The organism is Bradyrhizobium sp. JR3.5, from assembly GCF_054057015.1.
On the sequence record NZ_JBSRYV010000002.1, the window covers coordinates 3,514,927 to 3,539,723 of the forward strand.

The 24,797-nt window shown below is 64.5% G+C and carries 23 protein-coding genes, 1 tRNA gene and 4 pseudogenes; 14 read left to right on the top strand and 14 right to left on the bottom strand.

The window, feature by feature from the left end:
- The first annotated feature begins 43 nt into the window (after nucleotides 1–43).
- The 4 genes from ACVWW1_RS33660 (at nucleotide 44) to ACVWW1_RS33675 (ending at nucleotide 3,414) form a co-directional block, all read left to right on the top strand.
- Complete coding sequence (locus ACVWW1_RS33660) at nucleotides 44–1,891, top strand: DNA polymerase III subunit gamma/tau (protein WP_456658857.1); 1,848 nt, start codon at nucleotides 44–46, stop codon at nucleotides 1,889–1,891.
- 21 nt (nucleotides 1,892–1,912) lie between these two features.
- A complete protein-coding gene (locus tag ACVWW1_RS33665) occupies nucleotides 1,913–2,233 on the top strand; it encodes a YbaB/EbfC family nucleoid-associated protein (RefSeq protein WP_092122614.1) in 321 nt (106 codons plus the stop codon).
- Nucleotides 2,234–2,839 (top strand): recombination mediator RecR, encoded by a 606-nt coding sequence (recR, locus tag ACVWW1_RS33670; protein ID WP_028335942.1) that lies wholly within the window; start codon nucleotides 2,234–2,236, stop codon nucleotides 2,837–2,839.
- Nucleotides 2,840–2,985: 146 nt separating this feature from the next.
- Nucleotides 2,986–3,414, top strand: coding sequence for a hypothetical protein (locus ACVWW1_RS33675; protein ID WP_176534102.1), 429 nt, complete (start codon nucleotides 2,986–2,988; stop codon nucleotides 3,412–3,414).
- A gap of 179 nt (nucleotides 3,415–3,593) precedes the next feature.
- Here the strand turns inward: ACVWW1_RS33675 and ACVWW1_RS33680 are convergent, their stop codons facing one another.
- From ACVWW1_RS33680 to ACVWW1_RS33690, 3 genes and pseudogenes are all read right to left on the bottom strand, one after another.
- Nucleotides 3,594–4,958, bottom strand: a complete 1,365-nt coding sequence (locus ACVWW1_RS33680) for an AmpG family muropeptide MFS transporter (protein ID WP_456658858.1) — start codon at nucleotides 4,956–4,958, stop codon at nucleotides 3,594–3,596.
- Between the two features lie 78 nt (nucleotides 4,959–5,036).
- A pseudogene (locus ACVWW1_RS33685) lies at nucleotides 5,037–5,335 on the bottom strand (GIY-YIG nuclease family protein).
- A gap of 72 nt (nucleotides 5,336–5,407) precedes the next feature.
- Nucleotides 5,408–6,616: a DNA recombination protein RmuC gene (locus ACVWW1_RS33690; RefSeq protein ID WP_456658859.1), complete on the bottom strand. Its 1,209-nt coding sequence runs from the start codon at nucleotides 6,614–6,616 to the stop codon at nucleotides 5,408–5,410.
- A 170-nt stretch (nucleotides 6,617–6,786) separates the two neighbouring features.
- Between ACVWW1_RS33690 and def the strand changes: the two genes are divergently transcribed.
- From def to ACVWW1_RS33710, 4 genes and pseudogenes are all read left to right on the top strand, one after another.
- Entirely contained in the window at nucleotides 6,787–7,314 is a 528-nt protein-coding gene (gene def, locus ACVWW1_RS33695; RefSeq protein ID WP_342708391.1) for a peptide deformylase, read from the top strand.
- A 167-nt stretch (nucleotides 7,315–7,481) separates the two neighbouring features.
- A pseudogene (gene fmt, locus ACVWW1_RS33700) lies at nucleotides 7,482–8,419 on the top strand (methionyl-tRNA formyltransferase).
- The gene (gene truA, locus ACVWW1_RS33705) at nucleotides 8,419–9,156 is read left to right on the top strand and encodes a tRNA pseudouridine(38-40) synthase TruA (protein WP_176534097.1); all 738 of its coding nucleotides are present in this window, start codon (nucleotides 8,419–8,421) and stop codon (nucleotides 9,154–9,156) included. The pseudogene fmt and the gene truA overlap by 1 nt, the downstream one beginning before the upstream one ends.
- A 309-nt stretch (nucleotides 9,157–9,465) precedes the next feature.
- Entirely contained in the window at nucleotides 9,466–10,431 is a 966-nt protein-coding gene (locus ACVWW1_RS33710; RefSeq protein WP_456658860.1) for an IS110 family RNA-guided transposase, read from the top strand.
- 308 nt (nucleotides 10,432–10,739) lie between these two features.
- Here the strand turns inward: ACVWW1_RS33710 and dapE are convergent, their stop codons facing one another.
- The 11 genes and pseudogenes from dapE to rpmH all read right to left on the bottom strand — a co-directional run bounded on the left by dapE (nucleotide 10,740) and on the right by rpmH (nucleotide 20,245).
- Nucleotides 10,740–11,906: a succinyl-diaminopimelate desuccinylase gene (gene dapE / locus ACVWW1_RS33715; RefSeq protein WP_456658861.1), complete on the bottom strand. Its 1,167-nt coding sequence runs from the start codon at nucleotides 11,904–11,906 to the stop codon at nucleotides 10,740–10,742.
- Between the two features lie 49 nt (nucleotides 11,907–11,955).
- Nucleotides 11,956–12,543 carry a DUF805 domain-containing protein gene (locus tag ACVWW1_RS33720; protein ID WP_456658862.1) on the bottom strand — a complete coding sequence of 196 codons (588 nt, stop codon included), beginning with the start codon at nucleotides 12,541–12,543 and terminating at the stop codon, nucleotides 11,956–11,958.
- A 213-nt stretch (nucleotides 12,544–12,756) separates the two neighbouring features.
- The gene (gene dapD / locus ACVWW1_RS33725; protein ID WP_021079579.1) at nucleotides 12,757–13,602 is read right to left on the bottom strand and encodes a 2,3,4,5-tetrahydropyridine-2,6-dicarboxylate N-succinyltransferase; all 846 of its coding nucleotides are present in this window, start codon (nucleotides 13,600–13,602) and stop codon (nucleotides 12,757–12,759) included.
- 127 nt (nucleotides 13,603–13,729) lie between these two features.
- Complete coding sequence (locus ACVWW1_RS33730) at nucleotides 13,730–14,419, bottom strand: pyrimidine 5'-nucleotidase (protein WP_456658863.1); 690 nt, start codon at nucleotides 14,417–14,419, stop codon at nucleotides 13,730–13,732.
- 183 nt (nucleotides 14,420–14,602) lie between these two features.
- Entirely contained in the window at nucleotides 14,603–15,589 is a 987-nt protein-coding gene (locus ACVWW1_RS33735; RefSeq protein WP_456660737.1) for a DUF1036 domain-containing protein, read from the bottom strand.
- 71 nt (nucleotides 15,590–15,660) lie between these two features.
- A pseudogene (gene argB, locus ACVWW1_RS33740) lies at nucleotides 15,661–16,555 on the bottom strand (acetylglutamate kinase).
- 91 nt (nucleotides 16,556–16,646) lie between these two features.
- Nucleotides 16,647–17,015 (bottom strand): DUF423 domain-containing protein, encoded by a 369-nt coding sequence (locus tag ACVWW1_RS33745; protein ID WP_456658864.1) that lies wholly within the window; start codon nucleotides 17,013–17,015, stop codon nucleotides 16,647–16,649.
- Nucleotides 17,012–17,665, bottom strand: a complete 654-nt coding sequence (gene yihA / locus ACVWW1_RS33750) for a ribosome biogenesis GTP-binding protein YihA/YsxC (RefSeq protein ID WP_173639330.1) — start codon at nucleotides 17,663–17,665, stop codon at nucleotides 17,012–17,014. Before yihA ends, ACVWW1_RS33745 begins: the two co-directional genes overlap by 4 nt.
- Nucleotides 17,666–17,822: 157 nt before the next feature.
- Nucleotides 17,823–19,694, bottom strand: coding sequence for a membrane protein insertase YidC (gene yidC, locus ACVWW1_RS33755; protein ID WP_176534091.1), 1,872 nt, complete (start codon nucleotides 19,692–19,694; stop codon nucleotides 17,823–17,825).
- 3 nt (nucleotides 19,695–19,697) lie between these two features.
- On the bottom strand, nucleotides 19,698–20,078 hold the full coding sequence (gene rnpA, locus ACVWW1_RS33760; RefSeq protein WP_456658865.1) for a ribonuclease P protein component: 381 nt from the start codon (nucleotides 20,076–20,078) through the stop codon (nucleotides 19,698–19,700).
- A gap of 32 nt (nucleotides 20,079–20,110) precedes the next feature.
- Nucleotides 20,111–20,245 carry a 50S ribosomal protein L34 gene (gene rpmH, locus ACVWW1_RS33765; protein WP_008542748.1) on the bottom strand — a complete coding sequence of 45 codons (135 nt, stop codon included), beginning with the start codon at nucleotides 20,243–20,245 and terminating at the stop codon, nucleotides 20,111–20,113.
- Nucleotides 20,246–20,611: 366 nt separating this feature from the next.
- Between rpmH and ACVWW1_RS33770 the strand changes: the two are divergent.
- The 6 genes and pseudogenes from ACVWW1_RS33770 to ACVWW1_RS33795 all read left to right on the top strand — a co-directional run bounded on the left by ACVWW1_RS33770 (nucleotide 20,612) and on the right by ACVWW1_RS33795 (nucleotide 24,780).
- A pseudogene (locus ACVWW1_RS33770) lies at nucleotides 20,612–22,091 on the top strand (sensor histidine kinase).
- A gap of 153 nt (nucleotides 22,092–22,244) precedes the next feature.
- Nucleotides 22,245–22,321: transfer RNA gene (locus tag ACVWW1_RS33775), tRNA-Arg, on the top strand.
- Between the two features lie 195 nt (nucleotides 22,322–22,516).
- Nucleotides 22,517–22,783 (top strand): hypothetical protein, encoded by a 267-nt coding sequence (locus ACVWW1_RS33780; RefSeq protein WP_176534088.1) that lies wholly within the window; start codon nucleotides 22,517–22,519, stop codon nucleotides 22,781–22,783.
- 370 nt (nucleotides 22,784–23,153) lie between these two features.
- Complete coding sequence (locus tag ACVWW1_RS33785; protein ID WP_176534087.1) at nucleotides 23,154–23,954, top strand: sterol desaturase family protein; 801 nt, start codon at nucleotides 23,154–23,156, stop codon at nucleotides 23,952–23,954.
- On the top strand, nucleotides 23,941–24,228 hold the full coding sequence (locus tag ACVWW1_RS33790; protein ID WP_224924701.1) for a DUF5658 family protein: 288 nt from the start codon (nucleotides 23,941–23,943) through the stop codon (nucleotides 24,226–24,228). The genes ACVWW1_RS33785 and ACVWW1_RS33790 overlap by 14 nt, the downstream gene beginning before the upstream one ends.
- Nucleotides 24,229–24,405: 177 nt before the next feature.
- On the top strand, nucleotides 24,406–24,780 hold the full coding sequence (locus ACVWW1_RS33795; RefSeq protein ID WP_456658866.1) for a hypothetical protein: 375 nt from the start codon (nucleotides 24,406–24,408) through the stop codon (nucleotides 24,778–24,780).
- Nucleotides 24,781–24,797 lie beyond the last annotated feature (17 nt).

The window sequence follows — 24,797 nt, forward strand, 5'->3', positions numbered from 1 at the left end:
GCACGCCGGTTGACGAGACAATTCCCAAGTTGCGGATCGATGCATGAATGACGCTGGCGACCCCTCCCAACCGTCCGACGGCGCAGGCAAAGCAAGCCTTGATGGCGGTTTTGATTTGGGCGGCGCGCCTGATACGGCCAAGCCGTACCGCGTTCTCGCCCGCAAATACCGCCCCTCCAGTTTCGAGGATCTGATCGGCCAGGAGGCCATGGTACGCACCGTCTCGAACGCGTTCGAGACCGGGCGGATTCCGCAGGCCTGGATCCTGACCGGCGTCCGCGGGGTCGGCAAGACCACCACCGCGCGCATCCTCGCCCGTGCCTTGAACTACGCGAAGCCGGACGGCTCGGTGAAGGGGCCGACCATCCACATGCCCGACCTCGGCGTGCACTGCCAGGCGATCATGGAAAGCCGGCACATGGACGTGCTGGAGATGGACGCGGCCTCGCACACCGGCGTCGACGATGTCCGCCAGATCAACGACAGCGTGCGCTATGCGCCGGCCAGCGCGCGCTACAAGGTCTACATCATCGACGAAGTCCACATGCTGTCGACGGCGGCCTTCAACGCCTTCCTGAAGACGCTGGAGGAGCCGCCGGAGCACGCCAAGTTCGTGTTCGCCACCACCGAAATTCGCAAGGTTCCGATCACGGTGCTGTCGCGCTGCCAGCGCTTCGACCTGCGCCGGGTCGAGGCCGACGTGCTGATGAAGCATCTCGGCAACATCGCGGCCAAGGAAGGCGTCGAGGTCGAGCCCGAGGCGCTCGGCATCATCGCGCGCGCCGCCGAAGGTTCGGTGCGCGATTCGCTGTCGCTGTTCGACCAGGCGATCGCGCATGCCGCAGGCCTCGTGAAGGCCGACGCGGTCAGGCAGATGCTCGGCCTCGCCGACCGCACCCGGGTCATCGATCTGTTCGATTCGCTGGCGCGCGGCGATCTCACCGGCGCCTTCGCCGAATTCCGCGCGCAATATGATGTCGGCGCCGATCCGGTGGTGGTGCTGTCCGATCTTGCCGAGTTCGTCAATTTCGTCACCCGCGTGAAGTTCGTGCCGGGAACCGCGGACAACGTCGCGTTCGGCGAGACCGAGCGGGTGCGCGCGCGTGAATTCGCCGCAAAACTGTCGACGCGGGTGCTGTCGCGGATGTGGCAGATGCTGCTCAAGGGTATCGCCGAGGTGCAGACCGCGACGCGGCCTGCCGCTGCCGCCGAGATGGTGCTGGTGCGGATCGCTTATGTCGCCGACCTGCCGACGCCGGATGAGGCGATCCGGATGATGATCGAGCAGAATGGCGGCGGCGCGGCGCCCGCGACGTCGGGCTCCGCCGCATCGTCAGCGCCACGCGGCGCGCCGGCCTCGATGTCTGCCATGCCGTCGGCGCGGGCACCGCAGGGCGCGCCGCGCGCCGATCTCGCCGCGCGTCCGCAGATGGCGGCCCCAGTCGCCGATGCCGCGCCGGCGCTGCGCATCACCAGCTTTCCGCAGCTGATCGCGCTCGCCGGCGAGAAGCGCGATATCATGACCAAGAGCGCGCTGGAGGCCGATGTGCGGCTGGTGCGCATCGAGGATGGCCAGCTCGAGATCGCGCTCGAGCCGAAGGCACAGCGCGCGCTCGTTACCGATCTGTCGCGCAAGCTCGAATTGTGGACCGGGCGGCGCTGGACCGTGATCATCTCCAACGCGGCCGGCCAACCCACGGTGCGTTCGCAGAACGAATTGGCGCGCAGCGAGCATCAGCGTGCCGCGGAGGCCGATCCGCGCGTGCAGGAAGTACTGGCGCGCTTCCCCGGCACCAAGGTGGTCGAGGTCCGCCGCCTTGCCGCCGAGGTTCCGGTGGCGGATGCGACCGGCGAAGACCCGATTGAAACTTCCGACAGCGACGACGATTGATCTGACGATAGGAACGCACGCATGGCTGATTTTCTCGGCATGATGAAGCAGGCAGCGCAGCTGCAATCCAAGATGCAGGCGATGCAGGAAGAGCTCGGCAATGTCGAGGTCGAGGGCATCTCCGGCGGCGGCCTGGTCGCCGTGCGCATGACCGCGAAGATGGAAGTGAAGGGCATCAAGATCGATCCGTCGCTGATGAAGCCGGAGGAGCGCGAGGTGCTCGAGGATCTGCTCGTCACCGCACATGGCGATGCCCGCCGCAAGGCCGAGACCGCGATGCAGGAGAAGATGATGGCACTTACCGGTGGGCTCGGCCTGCCGCCGGGATTTGGTCCGACCTAAATGGCTGCAAGCGTTGCCGGCCCCGAGATTGAACGCCTGATCCAGCTGCTGGCGCGGCTACCCGGGCTCGGGCCCCGTTCGGCACGGCGCGCGGCGCTGCATTTGATCAAGAAGCGCGAGGCCCTGATGACGCCGCTGACCGCGGCGCTGCAGGTCGCGATCGACAAGATCCAGGTCTGCAAGACCTGCGGAAACATCGATACACAGAACCCCTGCACGGTCTGCACCGATCCGCGCCGCGATCCCTCGATCATCGTCGTGGTCGCCGATGTCGCCGATCTCTGGGCGCTGGAACGCGCCAATGCGACCAATGGACGCTATCACGTGCTCGGCGCAACGCTGTCGCCGCTCGACGGTGTCGGCCCGCAGGATCTCACCATCGATCAGCTGGTGGCGCGCGCGCATGCGCCCGAGGTCAGCGAGATCATTCTGGCGCTCAATGCGACCGTCGATGGCCAGACCACCGCGCATTACATTACCGACCTCTTGTCGGAGGCCAATGTGCGGGTGACGCGTCTGGCGCATGGCGTGCCGGTCGGCGGAGAGCTTGATTACCTCGACGAAGGTACGCTATCGGCTGCGATGCGGCAGCGGACGCTGTTCTAGCGCGCGCTCGAAAGCCGGACGCAACGGCGTTTGCCGGTCGATCCTTCATAAGTCGAAAAGATCGCACTGAAACAAAACGATAGGGTGGATGAAGTTTCGGGGACGGTCATCCACGCTCTGACGAATCAAGTACGGAACCACTGCAAATGACGACACACCGATTCGGCGTACGCTTGGGCGTTGCGCTTCTGGCGGTCACCTTCGCCGCGCCCTGTGCGATCGCGCAGCAGAGCGACGCGCCGCAGAAGCCCGGCAAGATGATCCGGGCCGGCGACGTGCTGTCGGGGGAACTCGGCGTCATGAAGGTGCGCGACACCAAGAATCGCGGCAAGCGCGTCGCGACCTACCAGATCACCAGCGAGCCGCGCCGCCTGCCGCCGCCGAACGGTCTCTGCAACCTCGAAACCGGGCCGGAAACTTTTCAGCTGATTCCGACCAACGACGCCCAGGCCGCGCAGCTCAAGAGCCTCTCCGGCAAGGCCATCTCGGTGAAGGTCGACGAGATCGCCTGCGCCAAGGACGCCGGCGAGATGAGCGAAGCCATCGTCACCAAGTGGAGCGTGGTGGCGAAGTAAGCTGTCATCGCCCGGCTTGCCGCCTTCGCTGAAGCTTCGGCGCGCCAATGATCGCGGCCTCGTCGAAGCCTTGGCGTAGACGGGACCGGGCGATCCAGTACGCCGCGGCCTTTCCATCGAAGCAACGGGCGTCTCTGGAATACTGGGTCACCGCCTTCGCGGGTGACGACAGTGGAGGACTAAACCTTCACCGGCCCCAGCTCATCGAAATGCCCGCGCCGCTGCAGCCAGGCGAGCAGGATCAGGCTCGGGATCGCGACCAGCACGCAGATCACGAAGAACATTTGCCAGCCGACGGCCTTGGCGACATAGCCAGCGCCCGACGACAGATAGGTGCGGCCGACCGCCGCGAGCGCCGTGAGCAGCGCGTACTGGGTCGCGGTGTGCAGCGGATTGCGGCACAGGGCCGAGAGGTAGGCGACGAAGATCACGGTGCCGATGGCGCTGGTGAAATTCTCCGCCGTGATCGCAAGCGCAAGCGCCCATTGATCGACGCCGACATGCGCGAGCCAGGAGAACGAAAGGTTGGCGACCGCCTGCAGCACGCCGCCGATCCAGAGGCTGGTCGCGAGCGAATAGCGCCGCGCCACGAAGCCGCCGGCAAAGCCGCCGATCAAGGTCGCCGCAAGGCCGACGCCCTTCACGATCGCCGCGTAATCGACCTTGGAAAAGCCGATGTCGATCACGAACGGTGCGGTCATGGTGCCCGAGAAGGCGTCGGTGAACTTGAACAGCACCACGAAGGCGAGCGCCGCGAGTGCGTCCTTGCGGCTGAGGAATTCGGAGAAGGCGCCGAGCGCCGCGTGCAAGACGCGTTCGGCTGCGGTCTGCGCATGCGTGGCCGCCTCTGCGCCTTTCGATTGCGCCGGCTCGGTCGCAGCAAGTGCGGTGACGATGCCGATCATGACCAGCGCGGCCATCACCACATAGCCCCACATCCACGCCGACGGTCGCGCGACGCCGGCGGTTTCGAAACCGCTGACGACGAACAGCGCGCCTGCGGTGGAGACCAGCATGCCGATGCGATAGGCCGCGACATAGGATGCCATGCCGGCGGCCTGCTCGCTCTCAGGCAGGCTTTCGACGCGGAAGGCATCGACCACGATGTCCTGCGTCGACGACGCGGTCGCGACCAGCAGCGCGGCGAAGGCCGCGAACCATGGCGATCGTGCGGGATCGGCCAGCGCCAGCACCAGGATCGTCGCGATCAGCAACAACTGCGAGAGCAGCAGCCAGCCGCGGCGCCGACCGAAGACCTGCGTGAACAGCGGCACGTGCAGCGCGTCGACCAGTGGTGCCCAGAGGAATTTCAGCGTGTAGGGCGTGCCGATCAGCGCGAGCAGCCCGATGGTGCCGAGATCGACCCCGGCTTCCTTCATCCAAACCTGCAGCGTCGAGCCCGATAGTGCCAGCGGCAGGCCGGAGGAGAAGCCGAGCAGCAACACGATCAGCACCCGCGGCTGCAAATACACCGCGAAACTGTCGCGCCAGGAGGTTGGCACCGGCTTTGCAATCGTGTCTGACGTCGCCTCGGGTGCTGTCATGGGCCGTTGGTAGCAGATTCGAGCCGCGAAAAGGGTGTCGTCGCCCGGCTTGACCGGGCGATCCAGTATCCCAGAGACCTATCCGCCACCTGCGGCAATTTCCGGGTAGAGATCGTTCCAGTCCAGATTATCCTTCTCGATCAGCGAGATTTTCCATGCGCGCGGCCATTTCTTCAGCCGCTTCTCGCGCCGGATTGCCTGCTCGATATCTTCGAAGTCTCGAAATAGACCAGCCGATTGACGTCGTACTGTTTCGTGAAGCCGTCGGCGATCTTCAGCTTGTGCTCACCGACGCGACGAATGAGGTCATTTGTCACACCGATGTAGAGTGTGCCGCCAATGTGGCTCGCGAGGATGTAGACGCTGCGTGTCCCCATCTGCCACCTCTGGGATACTGGGTCGCCCGGTCAAGCCGGGCGATGACACGGAGTTTGTCGCGAAGCTAGTGCTTACTCCCCGGCCTGCAGCTTGCGCGGGGCTGGGAACAGGTCGGTGGCGGCGGGTTTGACGAAGCGGGGGACTTCGATCGGGGTCTCGGACTTGCTGAAGTCGAGTTCCTCGATGCGGCCGGCGCGCTTCTCGATCTTGTCGGCGGAGATCAGGATCTGCCTGACGTCCTCGTTCACTTGGCCGAAGTGATTTTGCAGCTTGAGCACGCGGTCGCGCAGGCGGCCGAGGTCGTCGCCGAGATGCATCACCTCGTTGCGGATCTGGTCGGCGGCGTCGCGGATGCGGGCGTCCTTCAGGATCTGCTGCATCACCTGGATCGCCAGCATCAAGAGCGAGGGCGACACCAGCACGACGCGGGCGCGATAGGCCTTCTGGACCACGTCGTCGAAGCCGTCATGGATTTCGGCATAGACCGATTCCGACGGCACGAACATCAGCGCGGTGTCCTGGGTCTCGCCCGGGATCAGGTATTTCTCCGCGATGTCGCTGACATGCTTGAGCACGTCGGCGCGCAGCCGCTGGCTGGCAAATTTGCGTTCCTCGTCGCTGCGCGCATCGTGCAGCGCGGTCATGGCCTCCAGCGGGAACTTCGCGTCGATGCAGAGTGGGCGCTGGTCGGGCAGGAACACGACGCAGTCCGGCCGCTTGCCCGTGGTCAGCGTGTACTGGAACTCGTACGAGCCCTTCGGCATGCCGTCCTGGACGATCGCCTCCATCCGCGCCTGGCCGAACGCGCCGCGCGACTGCTTGTTGGCGAGCACGTCGCGCAGCGTCGTCACCTGGGTGGTGAGCTCGTTGAGGTTCTTGTGCGCGTGATCGATGATGCCGAGCCGCTCGTGCAGCACGCGCAGCGAATCCATCGTGTTGCGCGTCGATTGTTCCATCGACTGGCCGACCCGGTGGGTCACCGAATCCAGCCGCTCGTTGACGGCGCGGGCCATCTCGGCCTGGCGGCCGGCCAGCGTCTGCGCCATGGCGTCGACCCGCCCGGAGGATTCGCTCTGGGCCCGCAGCATGTCGGCAAGCCGCTCCTCCAGCTCGTCGGCGCGAATGGCCTGGGCCATCGCGAGTTCCGCGCCGCGCCGGCTGGCGCGCGCGATCACCACCGCGATCGCGAACAGCAGGATCAGCGCCAGCGCACCAAGGCCGATCAACGCGTCGGAGACACGGACCGGCAGGTCGCCAATCGTGAGGAGAATCTCGTTCATGCCATCAGTTGTAGCCGATTCGGCGTCGCCATCGAACGAAAAGGGAACATTTATGGTAAACACTCCCTTAAATTTCCTGGTTAACGTTGCGTGAAGAAACGTGGTTAAGGCTGTCTTAACCGGTTCCTGAGCGCATTGACCCCATGAAGTCAGCAGCTTAAATCGCCGCCATGGCATTACGAGAAATCATCATCCTGCCGGACAAGCAGTTGCGTCTGGTGTCGAAACCGATCGAGAAGGTGACGCCGGAGATCCGCAAGCTCGCCGACGACATGCTCGAGACCATGTATGACGCGCCGGGCATTGGGCTGGCGGCGATCCAGGTCGCGCAACCGCTGCGGCTGATCACCATGGACCTCGCCAAGCGCGACGAGAATGGCGAGACCACGCCGCAGCCGCGGGTGTTCATCAACCCGGAGATCATCTCGCATTCGGAAGAGCTGTCGGTCTACGAAGAGGGCTGCCTGTCGATCCCCGAATATTACGAGGAGGTCGAGCGCCCGGCGCGGGTCCGCCTGCGCTTCACCGACCTCGACGGCAAGCTGCACGAGGAGGATGCGGATGGGCTCTATGCCACCTGCATCCAGCACGAGATCGACCACCTCAACGGCGTGCTGTTCGTGGACTATCTGTCGAAGCTGAAGCGCGACCGCGTTTTCAAGAAATTCGAGAAGGCCGCCAAGCGCGCGGCGGAGTAGGCGTTGCCGGCTCCTCAGACGCGTCATGGCCGGGCTTGACCCGGCCATCCACGTCTTGCTTCGCTGATACGAAAGACGTGGATGCCCGGGGCTTCTGATGCGAAGACGCGCTTCGCGCTTGAGCCCGTGCATAACGGAGCACTCCAAATGCCATCGAGCCCTGTCTGATGCCTCTCCGTCTGATCTTCATGGGTACGCCCGATTTCGCGGTTCCGACGCTGCTGGAACTGGTGGCCCATGGCCACGAGGTCGTGGCCGTGTACACCCGCGCGCCGAAGCCCGGCGGGCGGCGCGGCTTGCAGTTGCAGCCGACGCCGGTCGAGCAGGAGGCGCGCCGCCTCGGCATTCCCGTGCTGACGCCGAAGACCCTCAAGACGGACGAAGCGCTCGAGGAGTTTCGCGCGTTTGACGCAGATGCCGCTGTCGTGGTCGCCTACGGCATGATCCTGCCGCAGGCCATCCTCGATGCGCCGAAGCTCGGCTGCTTCAACCTGCATGCCTCGCTGCTGCCGCGCTGGCGCGGCGCCGCGCCGATCAACCGCGCCATCATGGCCGGCGACGCCGAAAGCGGCGTGATGGTGATGAAGATGGATGTCGGCCTCGACACCGGCGACGTCGCGATGGCCGAGCGGCTGCCGATCTCGGACAGTATGACGGCATCCGACCTGCACGGGACGCGCTGGCGCCGCTCGGCGCCGATTTGATGGTGCGCGCGATGGGCGCGCTGCAGCGTGGCGGGTTGCAGCTGACGAAGCAGAGCGCGGACGGCGTCACCTACGCCGCCAAGATCGAGAAGGCCGAGGCGCGGATCGACTGGAAGCAGCCGGCGCATGCGGTGCTGCGGCACATTCACGGGCTTTCGCCGTTCCCCGGCGCCTGGTGCGAGCTCTTAGGCGAGGGCGAGCCGGTGCGGCTGAAAATCCTGCGCTGCGAACTGGCCAAAGGCTCGGGCGAACCGGGCGATGTGCTCGACGACAATCTTGCGATCGCCTGCGGCGATGGCGCAATCCGGATCCTCGAACTACAGCGCGCCGGCAAGGCGCCGATGAAGGCGGCGGACTTTTTGCGCGGCACGCCGCTGAAGCCGCCGGCGCGGCTCGCCTGATGCCGCGCTACAAGCTCACCATCGAATATGACGGCACGCCGTTTTCCGGCTGGCAGATCCAGGACAATGCACCGACCGTGCAGGGCGCGCTGGAGACGGCGGTCAAGGCAATTTGCGGCGAGGACGTGCGCGTCCACGGCGCAGGGCGTACCGATGCCGGCGTGCATGCGCGCGGCCAGGTCGCGCATTGCGACATCGCCAAGCATTTTCCGCCTGGCCGCTTTCGCGACGGGCTGAACGCGCATCTGCGGCCCAATCCGATCGGTGTGCTCGCGGCCGATATCGTGCCCGACGATTTCGAGGCGCGGTTCTCGGCGATCAAGCGGCACTACCTCTATCGCATCACCAACACCCGCGCGAACCTCGCGCTCGACATCAGTCGCGTCTGGCGCGTGCCGCGTGCGCTCGATGCCGACGCGATGCACAAGGCGGCGCAGCGGCTGCTCGGCAAGCACGATTTCACCACCTTTCGCGACACCGAGTGCCAGGCCAAGTCGCCGGAGAAGACGCTCGATCAGCTCGACGTCACGCGCCAGGGCGACGCGATCAACATCGTGACGTCGGCGCGTTCGTTCCTGCACAGCCAAGTGCGCTCGATGGTCGGCTCGCTGGTCTGGGTCGGCGAGGGCCGCTGGAGCGCAGACGATCTCTTTGGCGCGCTCGCCGCCCGCAACCGCGCCGCCTGCGGCCCCGTGGCGCCGCCGGACGGGCTCTATCTGATGCGGGTGGATTACTAGGCGGTCGCCGATGATTTCGTAGGATGGGTGGAGCGAAGCGATACCCATCACTTCGAATCCGCGGTGCGCATGATGGGTTTCACTGCGCTCTACCCATCCTTGTATTAGCGCGCTGGATTAGACTGGCCTCGTTCCGAGAGGAATGGCCCAGCTCGGGTGGCCGCCCGGGCTGGGCCGCTGATCGATCGGATCGATACCCATCGAAGCCTTGAGGGCTGTCGTTCGTAGCAAGATCGCGATCGGCACTTCATCGGGACCCGCATGGTTGAACGAACTCTAGGTTCGCATCACAAGGGAGGGTCGAGGAAGATGGCCAAGCGTATCACAATCTGTGCCGGAATCGATATCGGCAAACGGAAGCTCGACGTGGCGCTCGCCGACGGCTCGGACCAGCTGCAGGTGGAGAACACGGCGGATGGTTACAAGACGCTGTTGGAGTGGCTTGGGCGCCACAAGGTCAGGCGGGTTGGGATCGAGGCGAGTGGTGGCTATGAGCAGCCGGTCGTCGTCGAGCTGCGGCGCAAGCGGTTTGTCGTCGTGGTGTTCCAGCCGGCGCAGGTGCGTGCCTATGCCAAATACCGCGGGCAGCGCGCCAAGAACGATCGGATCGATGCCGCGCTGATCGCCGCCTGCACCGCTGCGGTCAAGAAGATCCACCCGGCACCCGACGCCAGATTACCGCCCTTGGCCGGACATCTGACGCTGATTGATCAGATCGGAGAAGATATCGCGCGATTCAAGAACCGGCTCGAGAGCTGTCGCGACGCGCGTATCCAAAAGCTATGGAAAGACGACATCGCTCGTCTGGCCAAGCGCGAACGGGTTGAGTTCAAGGCTCTGGTGGCGGCGATCCGCGAGCAACACGATCTCGCCGCCCGGCTCGACCTGATCCACAGCGTCGGTGGGGCCGGGCTGCCGACTGCGGTCGCCGTCCTGGTCCGGATGCCCGAGATCGGCCAGGTCAGCCGCGAGCAGGCTGCAGCACTTGCGGGCCTTGCGCCGTATGACGACGACAGCGGCGAACACATCGGCGCTCGTCACATCGACGGTGGACGCAAGCGTCTGCGCCAGGCGCTCTACGCTGCGGCGCTGGCGACGTCCTTTCGCTGGAATCCGCAGCTCATCGCCCTGTACAAACGATTGATCGCCGCCGGCAAAGGCCACAAGCGTGCCCTGATCGCCTGCGCCAGGAAGCTGCTCATCTTCATCAACACCGTGGTGGCTCGAGCGATCCCTTGGCAAGCTCACTTGCCAGTCGTCGCTCCGGCAAGCTGAAGCGTTTCTTTGTTCGATCGGGGCACCGTTTCTTCGTCCCGACCTGCCGTCACGAGGACGCCGCGCACAGCGGCCGTCAAGGATGGCCGTCGCTCAAATGCCGCCACATCCCCACTCTCGCCAGGCCACGCCTTGATGGCCGCGAGCACGGCGTCAGTCTCAACGGCGATCGGGCAATTCAATCGCACGCAATCGGAAACGCTAATGGTTGCTACAGACTGTATCTGGTGCAGGTGGACTACTCGCGACCCCAATCCCTACTGTGCATGGGGTTGTTTTCGATATTTTTGTCCAGCCACGCGATTGGATTACGCAAAATACCTGTCCAACACGCCCCGGTAGATCCGCGTCAGCTTCTCCAGATCGGCCACCGGCGTGCGCTCGTCGATCTGGTGCATGGTCTGGCCGACCAGGCCGAACTCGATCACCGGGCAATAGCTCGAGATGAAGCGCGCATCCGAGGTGCCGCCCGAGGTGGACAGCTCCGGCTTGCGGCCTGTGACTTCCTCGATCGCGGCGACTGCGAGATCGGTGAACGGGCCGGGCTGGGTCACGAACACGTTTGAATTCGACGGCTGCCAGTCGATGTGGGCACGGATGCGGTTGCCGCAGGCTTTCGCCAGCCGCTCGTCGACCAGCTGCCGCAGGCTTTCCTGGGTGTGGTTGTCGTTGTAGCGGATGTTGAACTTCGCCCGCGCCTGGCCGGGGATCACATTGCCCGCGGTGTTGCCGACATCGACCGTGGTGAATTCGAGATTGCTGGCCTGGAATTGCGCGCTGCCGTGATCGAGCGGCTCGTCGCTCAGCGCGACGATCAACCGCGAGATATCAGGCACCGGGTTCGAGGCGCGGTGCGGATAGGCGACGTGGCCCTGCACGCCGTCGACGACCAGGGTGCCGGATTGCGAGCCGCGCCGGCCGATCTTGATCATGTCGCCGAGCACCTCGACATTCGACGGCTCGCCGAGCACGCAATGGTCGAATTTTTCGCCGCGCTCGGCGCACCATTTCAACAGCTTGACGGTGCCGTTGATCGAGACGTCTTCCTCGTCGCCGGTGATCAGGAAGGAGATCGAGCCGTTGCCATTTTCTTGCGGCTTGCCGCCATGGTCGCTGAGATATTGCAGGACGGCGGCGACGCTGCAGGCGATGCCGCCCTTCATGTCGACGGCGCCGCGGCCGTAGAGATAGCCGTCCTTGACCTCGCCGGAGAACGCGCCGAGCGTCCACGCCGCTTCATCGCCGGGCGGCACCACGTCGGTATGGCCGGCAAAGGTGATGTGCGGCGCCGAAGAGCCGATGCGGGCATAGAGATTGTCGATATCGGCGGTGCCGGGTTCGGAGAACGTCACGCGGTGGACGTCGAAGCCTGCGCTTTTCAGCAAATTTTCAAGAACGCCAAGCGCGCCGGCGTCGGCCGGGGTGACGGAGGGGCAGCGAACCAGATCGCGGGCAATCGAGACAGCATCACTCATGCGCCTCGCTTAACACGTCACGCCGTGGGTGGACCAGCTTTGTGCAGCATCATTCGAGCTCGCTCTGCTGATCCCAGCCCTGCCTGGAGCGCGACCCGCTGCCGCGGCCGCCGCCTCGGCTCACATGGGTTTTTCCAAGCGGATTGGGACCGTAGCGATTCGGGTAAGAGGTGCCGGGCAGAAAGGCGAGCTCGATGAAGCCCCAGATATACAGCACGAAGACGATCGCGCCCGCGGCCATCACCCAATAGGAATCATCGGGAAGCCGGTCCGAGAATTGGCTCATGAGGCCGGGCAGGGCGAAGTAGGGGACCATCCACCAGCCGCTCTTGTCGCGGTCGTGCAGGCGCTTGATCGAGACCGCGATATAGACCCAGACGAACAGTGCCGTTCCGCTGGCCTTGACCAGCAGCGCGGGCAATCCGGCGGAGGTCAGCGATTTGTAGCTGTCCGGGTCGAACGCCCGGAAGATGTCGTCGACACTGAAGCCGAACGACGCACCCTTGCCGCCGAGGCCCGCCAGGACCACCAGCGCGGCCAGGAACATCATCCAGCAGACGATGATCAGCGCCCCGAGCCAGAATTTGGCCCGGTTGACGCGGCCCTTGAAGCCGAACAGGTAATTGACCCAGTTCATGAAAAAACTCCGGGCAGCGGCAATTCTTCGCGGCCCGGAGTTTTGTCGTCTTAAATGGATACTTGGTTCGATCCTTTGGGTCCCGTCATCCTGAGGAGCGCGAAGCGCGTCTCGAAGGATGCACGGCCACCAGCGGGGCCGTCGACCCTTCGAGGCTCGCTTTCGCGAGCACCTCAGGGTGACGGTGATGCATCTATTTTCTGCGGGCGCTTCTCAGTCCCGCAGCAGCTCGTTGATGCTGGTCTTGGCGCGGGTGCGCTCGTCGACGCGCTTGACGATCACGGCGCAGGCGGTGGCAGGTCCCGGCTGGCCGTTCTTCAGCGGCTTGGCCGGCAGGGTGCCCGGCACCACGACGGCATATTCCGGGACTTCGCCGACAAAGATTTCGCCGGTCTCGCGGTCGACGATCTTGGTCGAGGCGCCCAGGAACACGCCCATCGACAGCACCGCGCCCTTGCGCACGATCACGCCTTCGGCGACTTCGCTGCGCGCGCCGATGAAGCAGTCGTCCTCGACGATCACGGGCTCGGCCTGCAGCGGCTCGAGCACGCCGCCGATGCCGACGCCGCCGGAAATGTGCACGCGCTTGCCGATCTGGGCACAGGAGCCGACCGTCGACCAGGTGTCGATCATGGTGGCTTCATCGACATAGGCGCCGAGATTGACGAAGGAGGGCATCAGCACGACGTTGCGGGCGATGAAGGCGGAGCGGCGCACGATCGCGCCCGGCACGGCGCGGAAGCCGGCGTCGCGGAAGCGGTTCTCGCCCCAGCCCTCGAACTTCGAGGGCACCTTGTCCCACCACGAGGCCTTGCCCGGGCCGCCCGCGATCTGGCCCATGTCGTTGAGGCGGAACGAGAGCAGCACCGCCTTCTTCAGCCACTGATTGACCTTCCACTTGCCGCTCGCCTCGCGCTCGGCGACGCGGGCCTCGCCCTTGTCGAGCAGCTCCAGCGCGTGATCGACGGCCTCGCGGACCTCACCCTTGGTCGAGGTCGAGATGCCTTCGCGGGCGTCGAACGCGGTGTTGACGGTGGTTTCGAGGGCGGACAGCGACATCGGGACAATCCTTGGGCGTATCGGGGATATGATGGGAATTTTGCAGGGCTTTTTCGGAATTTGGGGCCATGGAGTCAAGGCAAACCCCACGTCGTCCTGGCCTTCGCCGGGACGACATGGGGAGAGATCAGGGCTTCAGCCGCTGCAAGAACCCGGTGAGATCGTCCGTGACATGGTCAAGATAAGCGGCGTCGCGGCCTTCGAGCTCCCAGGTCTCGCGCACCACCTCCTGGCTGCCGTCGGGCACCACCAGCACGGTGGTCATGCCGAGCTCATGCGGCACCACCAAATTGCGCGCGAGGTCCTCGAACATCGCAGCCTTCGCCGGATCGACGTCGTGGAGTCTCAGGAACTTCTGATAGGTCTGCGGCGCCGGTTTCGGCTCGAGATCGGCGGCGATGATGTCGAACACGCCATCGAAATGATGGCCGATGCCAAGCCGGCCCAATACCGCATCGACATGATCGACCGAGCCGTTGGTCAGGATCAGCTTGCGCCCCGGCAGCTTGGCGATCGCAGCGCCCATCGCCGGATTCGGCTGCAGCGGCGAGTGGTCGATCTTGTGCACATAGGCGAGATAGTCGTCCGCCTGCACGCCGTGCTCGGTCATCATGCCGCGCATGGTGGTGCCGTAGCGCAGGTAATAGTCCTTCTGCAGCCGCCGCGCTTCCTCGGGCGAGATCTTCAGCCAGTTGCCGACGAACTCGCCGATCCGCGCATCGACCTGCTGCCACAGATTGACGTGATGCGGGTACAGCGTGTTGTCGAGGTCGAACACCCAGGTCTCGACATGGCCGAAGCTGCGGGGAGTTTTCATGTTATCTTTCCGTCGTCGTCCTGGCGAAAGCCAGGACCCATACCGCGTGATCCATCAAATGAAGCGCGGTGCCAATACCGCGCAACGGTCGGTCACTACCAGTCTTCGCCAAATGATTGCCTGTGGTAATGGGTCCTGGCTTTCGCCAGGACGACGGTGATCCATGTGGCGCCACTGTCTTCATCACGGCATCGCAAAGCGCAGCGTCTTGCCGCCGCTGGTCATGTCGACGGTGGTGAAGCCGAGCGCGGTGAGGCCGCGGGTGGCGCAGTCGCCCTGCTCGTTGACCTCGAACTTGCTTTCGCGGGTGCAGAGCTGGACCGCGCCGCCCCAGTTCAGCGGCTTGTCCTTGATGCGGATGGCGCGGTTGTCGCCGTCGACGGCTTCGGCGAAGGAATAGATCTGCTTAGGCGTGCCCGACACGTCGGGATGCAGGCATTTGCCGGGGTCGATCCGATACCAGCCGCGGCTGGTCACCATCTTGCCGTCATCGGTCGCAACCGCGGCCATCACCTTGTGCGGCGTGTCGTTGCACCAGGTCAGCCCCGACGGCGAGGGCTTCTGCACGGCATCGACCATGGTGGCGAAGAAGTTCGGCGACTGCACGATGTCGCTGCCGAGCCCGCGGCTCCTAAGGAATGCCGACAGCGCGCTCTGGGTCTTCGGCCCGTCGACGCCGTCGATCGGCGCCGCGTCGTAGCCCGCGATCACCAAGAGGCGCTGGATGCCGGCGAGCCGCGCCTGCTCGTCGTCATACTCGCTGTCTTCGGCGAGATAGGCAACGAGGTTGCCGTCATCGGTCTGCGTCGGCGTGATCTGGGTGAACTGCGCCGGTGTCTGGCCGGAGCGGCATTGGCGCGCGGCCGCGATCACGAAATTGTCCTGCGCGACGCAGAGCGTATCCGTGCCGTTCTGCGGGATCGGCGACGCACCGTAGACGCCGAGCGCGCGGGCATTGAGCAGCACGCGGTCCGCGGTCAGCGCGCCCTGCACCACGACGCGGCAGGTCGCGGGATCGATCCGGAACCAGCCGCGGGTCGCCGTTGCGGCCTTGTCGTCGATGCCGATCGCGGCCTCGATTACATAGCTCATGCGGTTGCAGAGCTTGAGATCGGCATGCGCCGGCGCCGACGAGAACAGGAACGACACCAGCGCGGCCGGCAGCGACATCGCGAGCCGCGCCGGCGGCGACCGGCGAGGTATCCTCGCCGCGCGTCCCGCGATGACGACCTCGTCTGCCATTACTTATGGATCAGCGTGCCGGTGCCCTGGTTGGTGAAGAGTTCGAGCAGCACGGCGTGCTGCGTCTTGCCGTCGATGATGACGACGCCCTGCACGCCCTGTTCGAGCGCGTAGATGCAGGTCTCGACCTTCGGGATCATGCCGCCGGAAATCGTGCCGTCGGCGATCAGCTTGCGGGCTTCCTTGATCGACAGGTCCGGAATCAGCTTCTTGGACTTGTCGAGCACGCCGGGCACGTCGGTCAGCAGCAGCAGGCGCTTGGCCTTCAGCGCGCCGGCGATCGCGCCGGCGAAGGTGTCGGCGTTGATGTTCAGGGTCTGGCCGTCCTGCGAGGTCGCCAGCGGTGCCAGCACCGGGATCAGCTCATAGCCGATCAGCTGATTGAGCAGCGTGAGGTCGACCTTCTCGGGATCGCCGACGAAGCCGAGATCGACCGCCTTCTCGATGTTGGAATCGGGATCGACCATGGTGCGCGTCGTCTTCGACGCCTTCACCATGTTGCCGTCCTTGCCGGACAGGCCCACGGCCTTGCCGCCGGCCTCGTTGATGTAGCCGACGATCTGTTTGTTGACCGAGCCCGCCAGCACCATCTCGACGATCTCGATGGTCGCGGCGTCGGTGATGCGCAGGCCGGCGGCGAACTCCGACTGGATACCGAGGCGCTTCAGCATGGTCGCGATCTGCGGGCCGCCGCCATGCACGACCACCGGATTGATCGCGGTCTGCTCGAGCAGCACGATGTCGCGCGCAAATGCCTTGGCGGTGTCCTCGGCGCCCATGGCATGGCCGCCATATTTAATGACGATGGTTTCCTCGTCATATTCCATGCATGTGCGGCAGCGCCTCGGACAGGATGCGGGCCTGATCGAGCGGGCTGATGTGCTGGTCGGTCATGGGGCTGGTCTCACGTCAGCGGAGGGACGGGCGCGGTTCTATCTGATTGCCGGGCAAGGCGCAAAGCGGGAGAGGTATTCCGGGCGACGGATCAACGCTTCGGCCACATGGCCGAAACCGCCAGCACCAGCCAGCTTAGGATCAGCAGCGTTCCGCCGGTCGGCGCCGCCATCGGAAACACGCCATGGCCACCATATTGGCGCAGCACCAGATCGCCCGCGAACAATGACGCTGCGATGACGAAGCCTGCCGCCGCCACGATGCCGAGCCTTGCATGGATGATCGCGCGCTCCGCGACCGCAATGGTCACGATGGCGGCGGTCGCATGGAACAGCAGCATCGAGGACGCTGCCGCCAGCCGCGATGCGTCCGGCAGATGGGCCGCGGCCGCCGCCAATATCACGCCGCAGGCGCCCATGATGGCGGCAAGGCCGATCAGGAGGCGGGATGCGCCGTTCATCGGCGCCGCTCCTCGATCAGGCGCACCATGGCGGCACGCAGCTCCGGCATGCCGTCGCCGGTGCGCGACGAGGTCACCAGCACTTCGGGGAACGCGGCGGGATGTTTTGCCAGCGTCGCGATGGTTTCGGCGGTGACGGTCTTGAGTTCACCGGCCTTGACCTGGTCGGCCTTGGTCAGCACGACCTGGTAGCTGACCGCGGACTTGTCCAGCGTCTTCAGCACGTCGAGATCGACGTCCTTGATGCCGTGGCGGGCGTCGATCAACACATAGACCCGCGCCAGCGTCGCGCGCCCGAGTAGGAATTTGTGGATCAGCGCCGTCCATGACGCCACCTTGGTCTTCGGTGCCGAGGCGTAGCCGTAACCGGGCATGTCGACGAGACGAATGTCCGCGTTTTCCGGGCCCTCGAAGAAGATCAGTTCCTGGGTGCGGCCCGGCGTATGCGAGGTGCGAGCTAGCGCATTGCGGCCGGTCAGCGCGTTGATCAGGCTCGACTTGCCGACATTGGAGCGGCCGGCAAAGGCGACCTCGAGGCCGGCCATCGGCGGCAGCGTCTCGATCGAGGGCGAAGCCCAGATGAAGCGCCAGTCGCCGGCGAACAGCTTTCGCCCCTGCTCGATCAGCTCCGCATCAGGTTCGGCGGTCATGCGAAGGATCCCATTTCATCGTGGCCGGGCGAAAGCCCCGGGCGCAGCGTTGGCGTAAGACGACCCGGCCATCCCCGTCAATGTTTTGCTGCCCTCCAATACGTCGATGCCCGGCACTCGGCCGGGCATGACGCAGTGATAGATCGGGCGCAGGAAGCTATGTCGGCTTCTTGGCGAAGGTCGACTTCAGATTGTCGAATAACTCCACCTTGACGCCATTCTTGCGCATGATGAAGCTCTGCTGCAGCACGGAGAGCGTGTTGTTCCAGGCCCAGTAGATCACGAGGCCCGCCGGGAAGCCGGCCAGCATGAAGGTGAAGATCAGCGGCATCCAGTCGAAGATCATCTTCTGGGTCGGATCCGGCGGCGCCGGGTTGAGCTTCATCTGCACCCACATCGTGATGCCCATGATGATCGGCCAGATGCCCATCACCAGATAGGCCCCGATGTGCGGTCCGAGCAGCGCGATCGGATCGAACGGAATCAGCCCGAACAGCGTGAACAGATTGGTCGGATCGGGCGCCGACAGGTCCTTGATCCAGCCGAAGAACGGCGCGTGCCGCATTTCGATGGTGATGAACAGCACCTTGTAGAGCGAGAAGAACACCGGGATCTGCAAGGCGACGGGAAGACAACCGGCGATCGGGTTGATCTTCTCCTTCTTGTAGATCTCCATCATCTCCTGCTGCTGCTTCACGCGGTCGTCAGGATAGCGCTCCTTCAGCGCCTGCAGCTGCGGCTGCACCGACTTCATCTTCGCCATCGAGGCGTAGGACTTGTTGGCGAGCGGGAAGAACAACAGCTTCACGATCACGGTCACCAGCAGGATCGCGATGCCGAAATTACCGACCAGGCGATAGAACCAGTCGAGTGCCAGGAACATCGGCTTGGTGATGAAGTAGAAATGGCCCCAGTCGATCAGAAGATCGAAATGGTTGAGGCCGAGCTGCTTGTTGTAGCCGCCGAAGCCGACCAGCGGGAAGTTGAGGCCGACCGTGGCGGCCTCCTTCGCGCCGGCGAACAGCCGCGCATTGGCAACGCCAGTGCCGCCGATCGGAATGGTCTGCGCGCCGAGCATGTAGTCGGCCTGATAGCGCTTGTCGCCGGTAGTGAAGCGGGCGGTGTCCAGCGTCGCATTGGTTTCCGGCAGCAGCGCGGTGGCCCAGTATTTGTCGGTGATGCCGAGCCAGCCGTCGGTGACCTTCGAGAACACGATGCCGCGTGAATTTCCGCCGGTCGGGGTCTTGGCCTCGTCGAGGTTCTTGTAGGTGTATTCCTGCAGGCCCTGTTCGCCGAGATAGCCGATCGGGCCTTCGTGCAGGATCGCGTAGCCGGAGACCGGCGGCTTGCCGCCGCGCGAGATCAGGCCGAACGGATACAGCGTCACCGGCGCGCTGCCGAGATTGTTGACCTCATCCTTGATGCTGAAGAGGTAGCGATCGTCGATCGAGATGGTGCGGCGGAAGGTCAGGCCCTGGCCGTTGTCGTATTTCAGCGTCACCGGGGTGCTTGGCGACAGGCTGTTCGAACCCTCCTGCTGCCAGACGGTTTCGGCGTTCGGTGTCTTCACCGACGAGCCGTTGGCGGTCAGCCACAGGAACTCGGCATAATAAGGCTCGGCGGTGCCCGACGGCGACAGCAGCACGACGGCCGGAGATGTGGGGTCGACCGTCTCGCGGAACTGGACCAGCGCCAGATCGTCGATCCGGGCGCCCTTCAGCGCGATGCTGCCGATGACGCGCGGGCTCTCGATCTTGATGCGCGGGCCGGCCGCGAGCACCGTCTCGCGGCTCGCCACCGGAGCGTCGGCAGCGGGCACGGCGGCCGTCGGTGACGGCGTCGCGGAGCTTCCGGGAGCGGCGCCGGGAGCAGCACCAGGGGTCGCCTGCGGTGCCGGCTTCAACAGCTCGGCCTGGCGCTGCGCCTCGCGCTGCTTCTCCATCTGCGGCACGTTATAGAAATATTGCCAGGCGATCAGGACGAGGCCCGACAGAATGACGGCGATGATCGTGTTGCGGTTGTCGGACATCTCTTAGGGTCTCGTCATTCCATTCGGATTGGGAGCGCTCTTGTTACCCGCCTTTGGCGCAGGCCGGTCGAGGCGGCGCAGCGCCGACCGCAGGTCGTCAATCATGGTCGCAAAGTCGCGGGTCAGCGCGTCACGACGGCCGACTAGCACATAATCATGGTGCGGCCGCATGAATACGGCATCGACCCGTCTTATCACTTCGCGAAGCCGGCGGCGGATGCGATTGCGCTCGGTCGCGGTGCCGTTCTTCTTGGTGACGGTATAGCCGACGCGGATCGGGCCTTGATCGTCGCGACGGCGGCCCTGCAGCACAAAAGCTGCGGTATTCGCCCGTGCGCCATTGGCAACGGCGAGGAAATCCGCCCGCTGCCTCAGCCGATCCATAATGGGTATCTCCGGAGAGGAGACGTCCGGGCTCAGGCGCTCAGGCGCTTGCGGCCGCGCGCACGGCGCGCAGCGAGGACCTTGCGGCCGCCGGCCGTGGCGAGACGGGCGCGGAAGCCGTGACGGCGCTTGCGCACCAGTTTGCTGGGTTGATAAGTCCGCTTCACGGGTAATTCTCCGCTGACCGGGCAATTTGCCGTTGTATTGAGATGGAGTCCGATGATGCTGGCAGGCCCAAGCGAGCCGATTACGGCCCCAAATGAGCCGCCCCCGGTCAAGAACCGGGCCATCGCGGACAGTTGGCGCGGCTTATAAGCGAGCGCCCTGTTTTCGTCAATGTCACAGGGCGTCGCAAAGAGGCTTCTTTGAAACGTCGCAATTGGGGCGAATATAACTGTTTTCGCGGGGTTTTTTTGACGGTGAGGAGCGCTTTGGGGCGTTCGGGGAACCGCCGACATTAGCGATCCGTAATTTGACCGGCTTGGGGGCCGGGCCGCATCTTCCGACCCCTAAGCCCAACAAGGCCTTATCTTGTGGCTCTAACTGACGATCAGGCGACCGCACAGAAGCAGCGGCCCAAGCCGCCCCTTCGGCTCGGGCTGTCCGGCAAGCTTTTGCTGCTGACGATCCCCCTGGTGATGATCGCCGGGCTCCTGATCTACGTGCCGGCGATCGCCAACTTCCGGATGAACCGGCTCAATGACCGCCTGGCTGCCGCCAACACCGCGGCGCTGGTGCTCGATGCCGCCCCCTCCGGCCTGGTGCCGGATTCGCTGGCGCGGCAGATCCTGACCAGCATCGGCGCCCGCGCCGTCGCCATCAAGCTCGGCCAGCAGCGCCGCCTTCTCGCCAGCGCTGACCTGCCGGCCGCGATCGACCATGATGTCGACATGCGGGCCATGACGGTGTGGGTCGGCGATCGTCGATGCCTTCGAGATCATGCTCGAACACGGTGACCAGACCATCCGCGTGGTCGGACCCGCGCCGGGCCAGGCGCAATTCATCGAGGTCGTGATCGACGAGAAACCGCTGCGGCAGGCGATGTACCGCTTCTCGCGCAACGTTCTGGTGGTCGCGCTCCTGATCGCCGGCCTGACCGCCGGCCTGGTCTACCTGGCGCTGCATTATCTGTTCGTCCGCCCGATGCGGCGGCTGACCGCGAGCCTGGTCGGCTTCCACGAGAATCCGGAGAGTTCGGCGCGAATCATCGTGCCCAGCCAGCGCGGCGACGAGATCGGCGTCGCCGAGCGCGAGTTGTCGGACATGCAGCGCGACCTCGTCTCGATGCTGCATCAGAAGAGCCGGCTTGCCGCGCTCGGGCTCGCCGTCTCCAAGATCAATCACGACCTGCGCAACCTGCTGGCGTCCTCGCAACTGCTATCGGACCAGCTCGCCAGCGTGCCCGATCCGCGGGTGCAGCGCTTCGCGCCGAAACTGCTGCGCTCGCTGGAGCGCGCCATCGCCTTCTGCCAGTCGACCTTGTCCTATGGCCGCGCGCAGGAGGCGGCACCCGACCGCCGCGTGATCATGGTGGAGCCTGCGGTTGCCGAGGTGCGCGAGTCTGCCGGGCTTGCAACCGATGTCTCGATCACCTGGATCAGCGCGATCGAGCGCGGCCTCACCATCGACGCCGATCCGGACCAGCTGTTCCGCGTGCTGCTCAACCTGGTGCGCAATGCGACGCAGGCCCTGGAAAGCCGGCAGGACAGCGATGGCGGGGCCCAGCAGATCCGCATCACCGGCCGCCGCGAGGGGACGGTTGCGATCATCGAGGTCTCCGACACCGGCCCCGGCGTGCCGGCCAAGGCGCGCGAGCATCTGTTCGAGGCGTTCCAGACCTCCGGCCGCCCCGGCGGCAGCGGGCTGGGCCTGGCGATCGCCGCCGAGCTGATCCGCGCCCATGGCGGCCATATCCATCTGGTCGAGGGCACCATCGGCGCCACGTTCCAGATCTCGATCCCGGATCGCCCGGTGGAACTGCTGTCGGTCCGCAGCGAGCGGGCCAGGGCCTGAGGCCTTTCCGGTAACCCAGGGCGGCTTAAACCGCGGCCGAAATTGGCGCTTGCAGACCTTGCCAACCGGACCGGGAGCCTGTAGCTAGAGCGCTCTTTCGCGACGCTCCGGGGCTCCCGGAGCCGTGCGGGCTTATGCCCCACCGCGAAAAATGCGCCCGTAGCTCAGCTGGATAGAGCATCAGACTACGAATCTGAGGGTCGGACGTTCGAATCGTTCCGGGCGCGCCATTCAACTTTGTTTCCATTGGATTTTTCGCGGTGCGTGCCGGGCTTGTTGCCCGGCAAGGGCATTGGCCGCGCCGCGGTTTCCAGTTGTCGGCGTGTCGCGGCCATCAAATGTTTGTGCGATGCGGCATAAACTTTATTGCATTGCAACAAAGTGAGCCTACCTCTGCTCATCGAGACCCATCGAGGAGCCTTCAAGTGACCAAGATTTCCCTTTCCATCATTGCCGCCACCCTCGCGATCGCGAGTGCAACGGTCGCGTCCGCCGCCGAGCTTCCGACGTTCGAAGCCGCCGGATTGCCGATCTCGCCGGTGCAGGCTGGCGTGCTTGGCGCCGCCAACGTCCACGAGCAGGCAGCGGCTGCCGCGACCGCGGCCACGCCGCATCAGCTCCACGTCCTGACGCCGCGAAGCAAGGTCACGACTGCACGGGCTTCGGTCCGGGCGGACCGCTCGCTGCACTAACCGGCATCGCCGAACCCTTGGAGAGAGCCCGCGGCGACGTTGCGGGCTTTTTCGTCCGGCACAAGTCGCGGCGTGCTTAAACAGAATTGAGCCCGCGAGTAGAACGATCAGCTCCGTTAACTCCGGGCCAACGGATTGCCGTAGCCGCCGCGCAGAAGCAGCAAACGCGTCCGACATTTTTGATCGAGCAGGCAGTAGCCGCATCAGCCGCGACGGCCCGTCAGAATCGGGCTCAAGGGCGAGGCGCACGCCCGTAGAAACCCTGCTTGCGCGCGCCCGACCGTTGAGAAAAAATAAGGTTTTTAGCTTATAGGGGACGGAGTGTTTTTATTCCTTTTGTCCATCCTATTGAATCGGCGAGTGATCCCTCATGCCGAGTGACATCGCAAACGCCGTCTTTTACGCGGCGGTATTTCTGGGCATCGTCTATGGCAGTCGCATCCTGGAAAAAAGGTGGCCGATTGCGGACGTTCCTTACCCCGAGTTTCGTGATGATTGGCTCGCGGTGATCGTGAGCCTCGGGTTGTCGCACATGCTCGCTCCGATCGCGGCGATCAGCGCGGGCGCAATTGCGAGCTATGCTGGTGTCGGTTGGATCAAGTTACCGACCGACGGTTACTGGTGGTACGTCTCTCTCGCAATCGTCGTGGTCGCGCTCGATCTCTACAAGTACACATACCATCGCCTCCAACACGCGATCCCGTTTCTTTGGGCGATGCACTCGTTCCATCACAGCGCGAACGGCGTTACGTTCATTACCGGCGGTCGGCATTTCTGGTTTGAGAGGGTGCTGTCCGACGCCTTCCTTCCGATTATGGCGATCTTGTTTCGCGTCCCGGCGGACATGGCGATAGCTGTCGGATTTATCTTCTTCATCCCCGATACATGCGCCCATCTCAACGTCCGTATCCCGCTCGGCCGGTTTGTGACCTGGGTCAACAATCCGCAATGGCACCGGATCCATCATTCGATCCATCCCGAGCATCGCGACAAGAACTTTGCAGCCTTCTTCCCACTCCTGGACATTCTGTTCGGCACTGCCTGGGTGCCGAAGCCGGACGAGTATCCTGCAACGGGCCTCGTGCCTGCCGAGCGAGTGGACATTATCAACAGTGTGATCTGGCCAATCCGGCATCTTCGCCATCGGGAGTCTCGGAATGAATTGGGTTAAAGGTCTTTTGGTGCTCCTCGCGTTGTTGCTGGGATACGCCGACCTGGTGTCGACCAATGTGATCCTGAATCTCGGATTGGGTGAGTTGAACCCGTTCATGCATCTGGCACAGACATGGTTCGGCGTGTGGTGGCTGGTCCCTAAGCTCGGTTTGACGTTCCTCGTCACGTGGCTGCTTTGGCGCAGCAACAACGTCTACAACATCGCGCTTGTCGTCGCCTTCTGTTCGACGCCAGTACTGAACAACCTCGTCGTCATCGCGGGCAATAGCTGAGCCGGCCGCCTCGCCAGTTGTCGCAACTGGCGAAGCGTTTGCCCCGTGCGGACTTTCCATTACCCTTGGACGCCGCGCAGACTTTCGTCGCATCTCGCAGAACCTGCCCGCATCGTCCGACGACAAACATCCTGGAATGACCGATGATCGCGTTCCGGCGGTCCAGGAGATTGAGTGATGTCGGACAGGTTTATTCTCGCCTGCATCGTCTGTAGTGCCCTGATCCTGGGGGCCCTCGGTGCGACCGTGCACGCGCAGACGCCGTCGAGCTGCAAGGAGCCGCGGGCGGGCACCAGCCGCGTCCCGATGCTGTCGCCGCCGCTAGCCAATGTGGTGACGGGCAAGGGACGGCTGCAATTCTACTCGGCGCCGAATCTTCACTGCCCGATCAGCGGCGTGTTCGTCATTCCGAATGAGGAGCTCGTCGCCTATGCGCAGACCAATGATGGCTGGTCGTCGGTGATGTATCTCAATCCGGGGACGGGCAACGACGTCTCGGGTTGGGTGCGGTCGGCGCGATTGAAGGTGACCGGAACCATCGGCCCAAAGTAGCACGTGGCCGGGATCGC

Bases quoted from the DNA above. Each gene is read 5' to 3' on its own strand.
- ACVWW1_RS33660 (WP_456658857.1), top strand. From the start codon at position 44: ATGAATGACGCTGGCGACCCCTCCCAACCGTCCGACGGCGCAGGCAAA.
- ACVWW1_RS33665 (WP_092122614.1), top strand. From the start codon at position 1,913: ATGGCTGATTTTCTCGGCATGATGAAGCAGGCAGCGCAGCTGCAATCC.
- recR (WP_028335942.1), top strand. From the start codon at position 2,234: ATGGCTGCAAGCGTTGCCGGCCCCGAGATTGAACGCCTGATCCAGCTG.
- ACVWW1_RS33675 (WP_176534102.1), top strand. From the start codon at position 2,986: ATGACGACACACCGATTCGGCGTACGCTTGGGCGTTGCGCTTCTGGCG.
- ACVWW1_RS33680 (WP_456658858.1), bottom strand. From the start codon at position 4,958: ATGACAGCACCCGAGGCGACGTCAGACACGATTGCAAAGCCGGTGCCA.
- ACVWW1_RS33690 (WP_456658859.1), bottom strand. From the start codon at position 6,616: ATGAACGAGATTCTCCTCACGATTGGCGACCTGCCGGTCCGTGTCTCC.
- def (WP_342708391.1), top strand. From the start codon at position 6,787: ATGGCATTACGAGAAATCATCATCCTGCCGGACAAGCAGTTGCGTCTG.
- truA (WP_176534097.1), top strand. From the start codon at position 8,419: ATGCCGCGCTACAAGCTCACCATCGAATATGACGGCACGCCGTTTTCC.
- ACVWW1_RS33710 (WP_456658860.1), top strand. From the start codon at position 9,466: ATGGCCAAGCGTATCACAATCTGTGCCGGAATCGATATCGGCAAACGG.
- dapE (WP_456658861.1), bottom strand. From the start codon at position 11,906: ATGAGTGATGCTGTCTCGATTGCCCGCGATCTGGTTCGCTGCCCCTCC.
- ACVWW1_RS33720 (WP_456658862.1), bottom strand. From the start codon at position 12,543: ATGAACTGGGTCAATTACCTGTTCGGCTTCAAGGGCCGCGTCAACCGG.
- dapD (WP_021079579.1), bottom strand. From the start codon at position 13,602: ATGTCGCTGTCCGCCCTCGAAACCACCGTCAACACCGCGTTCGACGCC.
- ACVWW1_RS33730 (WP_456658863.1), bottom strand. From the start codon at position 14,419: ATGAAAACTCCCCGCAGCTTCGGCCATGTCGAGACCTGGGTGTTCGAC.
- ACVWW1_RS33735 (WP_456660737.1), bottom strand. From the start codon at position 15,589: ATGTCGCTGCCGGCCGCGCTGGTGTCGTTCCTGTTCTCGTCGGCGCCG.
- ACVWW1_RS33745 (WP_456658864.1), bottom strand. From the start codon at position 17,015: ATGAACGGCGCATCCCGCCTCCTGATCGGCCTTGCCGCCATCATGGGC.
- yihA (WP_173639330.1), bottom strand. From the start codon at position 17,665: ATGACCGCCGAACCTGATGCGGAGCTGATCGAGCAGGGGCGAAAGCTG.
- yidC (WP_176534091.1), bottom strand. From the start codon at position 19,694: ATGTCCGACAACCGCAACACGATCATCGCCGTCATTCTGTCGGGCCTC.
- rnpA (WP_456658865.1), bottom strand. From the start codon at position 20,078: ATGGATCGGCTGAGGCAGCGGGCGGATTTCCTCGCCGTTGCCAATGGC.
- ACVWW1_RS33785 (WP_176534087.1), top strand. From the start codon at position 23,154: ATGCCGAGTGACATCGCAAACGCCGTCTTTTACGCGGCGGTATTTCTG.
- ACVWW1_RS33790 (WP_224924701.1), top strand. From the start codon at position 23,941: ATGAATTGGGTTAAAGGTCTTTTGGTGCTCCTCGCGTTGTTGCTGGGA.
- ACVWW1_RS33795 (WP_456658866.1), top strand. From the start codon at position 24,406: ATGTCGGACAGGTTTATTCTCGCCTGCATCGTCTGTAGTGCCCTGATC.